General features: G+C 73.0%; 8 protein-coding genes. 2 read left to right on the forward strand and 6 right to left on the reverse strand.

Annotated features, from left to right (window positions below; all coding sequences use genetic code 11):
* On the reverse strand, nucleotides 1-811 hold an 811-nt coding region (locus tag G3I42_RS14240; RefSeq protein ID WP_164285959.1), incomplete at its 3' end, for an NAD(P)-binding domain-containing protein.
* A gap of 60 nt (nucleotides 812-871) precedes the next feature.
* Between G3I42_RS14240 and G3I42_RS14245 the strand changes: the two genes are divergently transcribed.
* Nucleotides 872-1,228 carry a MerR family transcriptional regulator gene (locus G3I42_RS14245; RefSeq protein WP_164285961.1) on the forward strand — a complete coding sequence of 119 codons (357 nt, stop codon included), beginning with the start codon at nucleotides 872-874 and terminating at the stop codon, nucleotides 1,226-1,228.
* Between the two features lie 146 nt (nucleotides 1,229-1,374).
* On the forward strand, nucleotides 1,375-2,556 hold the full coding sequence (locus tag G3I42_RS14250; RefSeq protein WP_164285963.1) for a low temperature requirement protein A: 1,182 nt from the start codon (nucleotides 1,375-1,377) through the stop codon (nucleotides 2,554-2,556).
* A gap of 33 nt (nucleotides 2,557-2,589) precedes the next feature.
* Here the strand turns inward: G3I42_RS14250 and G3I42_RS14255 are convergent, their stop codons facing one another.
* From G3I42_RS14255 to G3I42_RS14275, 5 genes are read right to left on the reverse strand one after another with little or no spacing between them, the layout of a single operon-like run.
* A complete protein-coding gene (locus tag G3I42_RS14255) occupies nucleotides 2,590-3,588 on the reverse strand; it encodes a zinc-dependent alcohol dehydrogenase family protein (RefSeq protein ID WP_164285965.1) in 999 nt (332 codons plus the stop codon).
* Complete coding sequence (locus G3I42_RS14260) at nucleotides 3,585-4,475, reverse strand: carbohydrate ABC transporter permease (protein WP_239096440.1); 891 nt, start codon at nucleotides 4,473-4,475, stop codon at nucleotides 3,585-3,587. The genes G3I42_RS14255 and G3I42_RS14260 overlap by 4 nt, the downstream gene beginning before the upstream one ends.
* Nucleotides 4,472-5,422, reverse strand: a complete 951-nt coding sequence (locus tag G3I42_RS14265; protein WP_164285967.1) for a sugar ABC transporter permease — start codon at nucleotides 5,420-5,422, stop codon at nucleotides 4,472-4,474. The genes G3I42_RS14260 and G3I42_RS14265 overlap by 4 nt, the downstream gene beginning before the upstream one ends.
* Nucleotides 5,419-6,807 carry a sugar ABC transporter substrate-binding protein gene (locus tag G3I42_RS14270; RefSeq protein WP_164285968.1) on the reverse strand — a complete coding sequence of 463 codons (1,389 nt, stop codon included), beginning with the start codon at nucleotides 6,805-6,807 and terminating at the stop codon, nucleotides 5,419-5,421. Before G3I42_RS14270 ends, G3I42_RS14265 begins: the two co-directional genes overlap by 4 nt.
* A gap of 58 nt (nucleotides 6,808-6,865) precedes the next feature.
* Nucleotides 6,866-7,600 (reverse strand): DeoR/GlpR family DNA-binding transcription regulator, encoded by a 735-nt coding sequence (locus tag G3I42_RS14275; protein ID WP_164285972.1) that lies wholly within the window; start codon nucleotides 7,598-7,600, stop codon nucleotides 6,866-6,868.
* Nucleotides 7,601-7,748: the final 148 nt, after the last annotated feature.

Below are 7,748 nucleotides of genomic sequence, written 5' to 3' on the forward strand. Positions count from 1 at the left end.
CCAGGCGGCGCGCGGCGCTCAGCAGGCCCGTGTCGATCCCGTGCGTGGTGGCGTGCGCGACGAGGTGGCTCAGTGCCGAGGCGGCCGAGGCGAGCGTCGAGCGCTCGCCGGGGAACGTGCCGGTGCGGAGCTGGTGCCCGAAACGCTCCGCCATCTCGGGGAGCATCGCGCCCACCCCGCCCGCGAGCGCCCCGAAGCCCTCCGGGGCGATCCCCTCCGCCGCCGCGAACGCGAAGCCGTGCGCGAGCCCCTGCACGCTCGCCGCGAAGACGGCGAGCAGCGCCACTTCGTACGCCGCCGCGCGTCCCGGCTCCGCGCCCACGTACGTGGCCCGCCCGCCGAGCGCGCCGAGCGGCGCCCGTACCGCCTCGAAGACCTCGGCGGGACCGCTCAGGAGCAGGGCCCCGGCGGGGGTGCCGATCGTGGGTGTCGGGGTGAGCACCGCGCCGCCGAGCAGGCGGATGCCGCGCTCCCCGGCCCAGGTGGCGAGCGCGCGGGCCTCGTGCGGCGTACCGCTGCTGAGGTTCACCAGCGTGCGCCCCTCCCACGCGGCGGCGGGGACGTCCGCGAGCACGGCCCGTACGGCCCGCGGGTCGGTGAGCGAGGTCAGGACGAGCGGCGCGGCGCGCACCGCCTCGGCCGGGGAGGGGGCGCGGAGCGCGGCGAGCCCGGGGGCCCGGCCCGGGGTGCGGTTCCAGACGGTGAGGGGGTGCCCGGCGGCGAGGAGGGCGGCGGCGAGCGCCTGCCCCATGGGGCCGAGACCGAGCAGGGAGACGGGTACGGGGGACTGCGCTTCGGAGTGCGTGGTCATGGGCGGGACGCTAGGGGGTCACATTGACGTGAAGGTCAAGTCCTGCTGCACTGAGGGCCCATGAGAATCGGTGAACTGGCGGAACGCACCGGGACGAGCCGCCGCGCCCTGCGCTACTACGAGGAACAGGGCCTGCTCGCGCCCGTCCGCCTGCCCAACGGCTACCGCGTCTACGAGGAGCGCAGCGTCGCCGTCGTGCGCCGCATCCGGCTCCTGCTCGCGGCCGGGCTCAACAGTGAGGCCGTCGCCGAGATCCTGCCGTGCGCGACGGACGACTCCGTCGTCCTCACGGGCAAGTGCCCGGAACTGCGCGAAGGGCTCGCCCGCGAACGTGAGCGGCTCACCACCCGCATCGGCGAACTGACCGAGGCCCGCGCCCTCCTGGACCGCCTCGCGAGCCTGCCCCTGCCCGCGTAGCCACCCGGTCGCCGCGCGGAGGAGCGCGGCGGGCGGCGCGCGCGGAAGCGAGGACGGGCGGCGCGCGCGGAAGTCAGGACGGGCGGGGCCGGGGCCCGCGCCCACTACGCTGCCTTCCCGGCCCGTCCTCTCGTCCGAAGGCAGCGATGTCGCCCCGTCACCTCGTCCCCGGCTTCTCCTGGCACCGTCCCATGGCCCCCAGGGAGCCTGGTGAGGAGCACCGCACCGCGACGGTTCTGGAGCTCTTCTTCGACCTGTGCTTCGTCACGGCCGTCGCGCAGGCCGCCGCCGCGCTCGAACACGAGGTCGCGGCCGGGCGGACCGGGCACGGCGTGCTCGGTTACGTGCTCGTCTTCTTCGCGATCTGGTGGGCGTGGATGGGGTTCACGTGGTTCGCCTCCGCGTACGACACCGACGACGTGCCCTACCGGATCCTGACGCTCGTGCAGATCGCCGGGGCGCTCGCGGTCGCCGCCGGGGCCCGGGACGCGCTGGAACACCTCGACTTCACCGTCATCACCTGGGGCTACGTCGTGATGCGGCTCGCCGGGGTCGCCCAGTGGCTGCGGGCTGCCGCGGGCGATCCCGAGCGGCGCGCCACCTGCTTGCGGTACGCGGCGGGCATCCTCGTCGTGCAGCTCGGCTGGCTGGGCCGGCTCGCGCTGCCCGACGACGCCGGACTGTGGGGCTTCCTCGTCCTCGTCGTCGCCGAACTCGCCGTCCCGGCCTGGGCCGAGCGGCGTGCGACGACGACCTGGCACCCGCACCACATCGCCGAGCGCTACGGCCTCTTCACCCTCATCGTGCTCGGCGAGTCGATCACCGCCGCCGTCGCGACCCTGCGCGGCCTCCTCGACGCGCACGCCCTCGGCGACCTGATCCCGGTCGGCATCGGCGGTCTCCTCACCGTCTTCGCGCTGTGGTGGCTCTACTTCCTGCGCACCGAGCCCAAACCGCTCGCCTCGCTCGGCGCCGCGCTGCGCTGGGGGTACGGGCACTACGCCGTCTTCGCCTCGGCCGCCGCCGTCGGCGCGGGTTTCGCGCTCGCCGCCGAGCACGCGGGCCACGGCGAGCACGCGGACGCGGCGATCTCGGCGGTCTTCACCGTGCCCGTCGCCGTGTATGTCCTCGTCGTCCGCCTCCTCCAGCGCGAGCCGCAGGCCCTGGGCCCGATGGACGCGCTGTGGGGTGCGGGCGTCCTCGCGGTCCTCGCGGTGACGTTCACGCCCGAGCCGGTCCTCGCCGCGGGGCTCGTCCTCGCGGTGCTCGTGGCCGCCGTCGTCGCCTTCGCGCACGTACGGGGCCGGGAGGCGGTGGCGCGCGGCTGACCCGCACGCCACCGCCCGGGGTGCGGCGCGGGCTCAGCCGGCCTGCGGCTCCACCACGATCTTCCGCCCCACCCCGGCGGCGAACCGCTCCAGTGCCCGCGGGTAGTCGCTCAGCGGGAGCCGGTCGCTGATGAAGACCTCCGGGTCGAGGAGGCCCGTCGCGAAGAGTTCCGCCGCCCGCTCGTAGCTGTGCAGGACCGCCATCGAGCCCGTGATGGTGATCTCCTGGTTGTAGATGCGGTACGGCTCGATCGTCGCGGTCGTCGCGTAGTCCGCGACGCCGAACTGGAGGAACGTGCCCGCCTTCGCGACGCGGCCCAGGCCGTCCTGGATCGCCGCCGCGTTGCCCGTCGCGTCGATCACCAGCTCCCAGCCGCCGGGCCGCTCCAGGGCGTCAGGGGTGGTCGCCGTCGCGGAGCAGCCGAGGTGCGCGGCCGTCTTCAGGCGCTCCTCGTTGAGGTCGACCATGTCCACCGAGACGGCGCCGGTCCGCTTGGCGAGTTCCAGCATCATGAGGCCCATCGTGCCCGAGCCGTAGATCAGGACGTGCGCGCCGAGCTGGGACTTGAGGACGTCGTAGCCGCGGACCGCGCAGGACAGCGGCTCGATGAGCGCGGCGTCCCGGGTGCGGACGTGCTCGGGGAGCTTGACGCAGTTGGCGACGGGCGCGACCGCGTACTGTGCCGCGCCGCCCGCCGTGGTGACGCCGAGCGCGGCCCACCGCTCGCACAGGTTGTTGTGCCCGGTGCGGCAGTAGCGGCACTCGTAGCAGTACAGGGACGGGTCGACCGCGACCCGGTCGCCCGTGGCCAGCTCCGTGACCTCGGAGCCGAGTGCCACGACCGTGCCCGCGAACTCGTGGCCCGGCACGACCGGCAGCGTCGGCGCGAACTCGCCCTGGAGGATGTGCAGATCGGTGCCGCACAGGCCGCACGCCGCGACCTCCACGACGACCTGGCGCGGCCCCGGGGTGGGGTCGGGGACCTCCGTGACGACGGCGTTCCCGACGGACTCGATGACGGCTGCCTTCACTTGACGGCTCCAAGCGACAGGCCCTGGACGAGTTTGTCCTGGGCGGCGAACCCCGCGGCGAGCACCGGCAGGGAGATGACGAGCGACGCGGCGCACACCTTCGCCAGGAACAGGCCCTGGCTCGTGATGAAGCCGGTCAGGAAGACGGGCGCGGTCTCGGCGACGACACCGGAGAGCACCCGCGCGAAGAGGAGTTCGTTCCAGCTGAAGATGAAGCAGATGAGCGACGTCGCCGCGATCCCGGGGAGCGCGATCGGGGCGACGACGCGGGCGAGGATCGTCGGCAGGCGCGCCCCGTCGAGCTGCGCGGCCTCGATGAGCGCGGTCGGGACCTCGGCGAGGAAGGACTGCATCATCCACACCGCGATCGGCAGGTTCATCGACGTGTAGAGGAGGACGAGCAGCCAGATGTTGTCGAGGAACCCGGTGTTCTTCGCGAAGAGGTAGATCGGGAGGAGGCCCGCGACGACGGGGAGCATCTTCGTCGACAGGAAGAAGAACAGGACGTCCGTCCACTTCCGTACGGGCCGCAGCGACAGCGCGTACGCGGCGGGCAGCGCGAGGACGAGGACGAGCAGCGTCGAGGCGAGCGAGGCGACCGCCGAGTTGATCAGGGCGGGCCAGGGGCTCGCGCCGCCGCCGCTGCCGAAGAAGTCGCGGTAGGCGTCGAGGGTGAGCGAGGCGCCGAGCGCGGGCGGGTTCTTCGCCGCGTCGGGCTCGGAGTGGAAGGAGGTCAGGACCATCCACGCGATCGGCAGGAACGCGAGGATGCCGAGGACCCAGGCGAGCAGCCCGAGCGCGGTGCCGCGGCGGCGCGGGCCGCGCGGGGCCCGTACGGGCGCGACCGCGGGCTTCGGACGGGGCAGGTCAGCGGTGGCCGTGCTCATGACCGGCCCACCTCCTCACGGAAGAGCGACGAGACGACCCGCAGGACGAAGGTCGCGAGGATGAGCGAACCGATGACGACGAGGACCCCGGCCGCCGAGGCGAGCCCGTTCTCGTGCGCCTGGTAGAAGGTCTGGTAAACGGTGTACGGCAGGTTCGCCGTCCCGAGACCGCCGGACGTGATCGTGAACACGGCGTCGAAGTTCTGCACGATGTAGATCGAGCCGAGCAGTGCGCCCAGTTCCAGGTAGCGGCGCAGGTGCGGCAGCGTCAGGTGGCGGAAGATCTGCCAGGACCCCGCCCCGTCCATGCGCGCCGCCTCGATGAGTTCGGGCGAACGGCTCTGGAGCCCGGCGAGCAGGATGAGCATCATGAACGGCGTCCACTGCCACACGAGGCTCGCCTCGACGGCGATGAGCGGCGTGTTCGACACCCAGTCGGGCTGCGGGGCACTGTCGCCGCCGACCCAGTGCAGCAGGCCGTTGAAGAGCCCGTACTCCGGGTTGTAGAGCACGTGCTTCCACAGCAGCGCGGCGGCGACCGGCACGAGCAGGAACGGCGCGATCAGGAGGGTGCGGACGAAGCCGCGCCCCGGGAACTTCCGGTCGAGCAGCAGCGCGAGGCACAGCCCGAGCACGAGGCTCACGAGGACGACGGCGACCGTCAGGACGATCGTCGTGAGGACGGACTTGCGCAGGTCGGGGTCGCTCAGGACGTCGCCGTAGTTGCTGAACCACGTGAAGCTGCGGGCGTCCGGGTAGAGCGCGTTCCAGTCGAAGAGCGAGATCACGAGCGTGGCGACGAACGGGAGTTGCGTCACCACGATCATGAAGACCAGGGCGGGCAGGAGCGGGGCGCGGGTGGCCCAGGCCCGCAGGCGGGAGCGCGCGGCGGCGTCCGCGTGCCGCTCCGGTGCGGCGGACGGGGGTGTCGCGGTGGCGGTCGTCATCGTCCCTCGTACTCCTTCGACACCTCGGCGGCGAGTTTCTGCGACGCGTCGAGCGCGGCGTCCACGGACTTCCGGCCCGCTATCGCGGAGCTGAGCTCCTGCGAGACCTTCGTGCCGAGGTCCGTGAACTCGGGGATGCCGACGAACTGGATGCCGGGCGCGGGGCGCGGCTGGACCCCCGGGTCGCGGGGCTTCGCCGCCGCGATCGCGTCGCGCGTGACGTCCGCGAAGGCGCCGGCCTCCTTCCGGTACGCGGGCAGGTCGTACGTGGAGGCGCGCTTGCCCGCCGGGACGTTCGCCCAGCCGTACGTCTTGCCGACGAGCGACTCGTACTCCTTGCCCGTCGCCCACTCCATGAACTTCCAGCCCTTGTCGGCGTTCCTCGACGCCTTCTGGAGGCCGAAGGCCCACGTGTAGAGCCAGCCCGAGGACTTCGTCTTCACGACCGGGGCGGGCGCGTAGCCGATCTTGCCCTTGACCGGGGACTTCGCCGCTTCGAGCGAGCCCGCGCCGGAGGTCGCGTCGTACCACATCGCCGTCTTGCCCTGCGTCAGGTTGTTCAGGCACTCCGCGAAACCGGACTGCGCGGCGCCCGACTCGCCGTGCTCGCGCACGAGGTCGACGTAGAACTTCGCCGCCTCGCGGAACTCCTTGTCGCCGAGCCGCGCCGACCAGTCCTTCGCGAACCACGTGCCGCCGAAGGTGTTGACGACCGTCGTCAGCGGCGCGATCAGCTCGCCCCAGCCCGGCAGCCCGCGCAGGCAGATCCCGCGCATCCCCGGCTTCGCGCCGTCGACCTTCGCCGCGATGTCCGCGACCTGCTGCCACGTCGGGTGCGCGGGCATCGTCAGGCCCTTCGCCGCGAGCACGTCCTTGCGGTACATGAGCATCGACGACTCGCCGTAGAACGGCTCCCCGTACAGCTTCCCGTCGTCGCCCGTGAGCGAGTCGCGCATCGGCTTGAGGATGTCGTCCTGGTCGTACGAGGGGGACTTCGCGACGTAGCCGTCGAGGTCGTGGAGCCAGCCGTTGCGGGCGTAGATCGGGATCTCGTAGTTGGAGAGCGTCGCGACGTCGTACTGGCCCGCCTGGTTGGCGAAGTCCTGGCTGATCTTGTCGCGCACGTCGTTCTCGGGCAGCACGGTGAAGTTCACCTTGATGCCGGTCTCCTTGGTGAAGTGCGCCTTCGTGAGCTTCTGGAGCTCCACCATCTGCGGGTTGTTGACCATGAGGACGTTGATCGCGTCCCCGCCGGAGCCCGCGCCGCCCGCGCCCGCCCAGCAGCCGCTGAGGAGGAGGGCGCTGGTGGCGAGGAGGGCGAGGGCGGGGCGGGTCCTGGGGCGGGAGGGGCTCCCGGGTGGCCGGCGGCGGCTCGGAAGGCGCATGGCGACTCCGTAGGTGGGTGGCTGGGGATCGGGGGGACTTCGGGGGGTGCGGGAAATTTCAGACGCGGAGGACCTGGGGGCCGAGCTGGGCGTAGCGGTGGGCCTCCGCGGTGGGGAGGCGGGTGCTCGTGACGATCGTGTCGAGGTCGGGGATCGCGGCGAAGCGGCAGAAACCCGCGGCCCCGAACTTCGTGTGCACGCCCGCGAAGACGCGCCGCCTGGCCGCCCGTACCGCCTGCCGCTTCACCTCGGCGACGGCCGGGTCCGGCGTCGTGAGGCCGTGCTCGCGCGAGATGCCGTTGGCGCCGATGAACGCGAGGTCCAGGACGAAGCCGGAGAGCATCTTCGTCGCCCAGTGCTCCACCGTCGCGAGCGTCCCCGCCCGTACCCGGCCGCCGAGGAGCAGCACGGTCATGTGCGGGTCGGCGGCGAGTGCCCCCGCCGTCGAGAGCGAGGCCGTGACGACGGTGAGGGGGCGTTCGCGGGGAAGGGCCTCGGCGATGAGCTGCGGGGTGAAGCCCTCGTCGACGAAGACCGTCTCGGCGTCGTGCAGCAGCCCGGCGGCGGCGCGGGCGATGGCGCGCTTCTCGGGGACGTGCATCGTGGTGCGGTAGGCGAGCGTCGTCTCGAAGCCGGAACTCTCCACGGGGTACGCGCCGCCGTGCGTCCGGCGCACGAGCCCGTGGTCCTCCAGCGCCTGGAGATCCCTGCGGACCGTCTCCTTGGCCACGCCCAACTGCGCGGCCAGCGCGTTGACTTCGACGGAACCGCCCTCGCGCGCCGCGCGCACGATCTCGCGCTGCCGCTCGGGGGCCCCGAGCCGGCCCGGAGCCCCGGTCCCGGGCCGGGGGGCGTCGGCCCGGGCTGCCTCGGGGTGCCGCGAGCCGGCCCGGGGGGTGCCGGACCGGGGGGTGCCGGGGCCGGGGGTCTCCGGTGGTGGG

Source organism: Streptomyces sp. SID11385, from assembly GCF_010548245.1.
Taxonomy (GTDB): domain Bacteria; phylum Actinomycetota; class Actinomycetes; order Streptomycetales; family Streptomycetaceae; genus Streptomyces.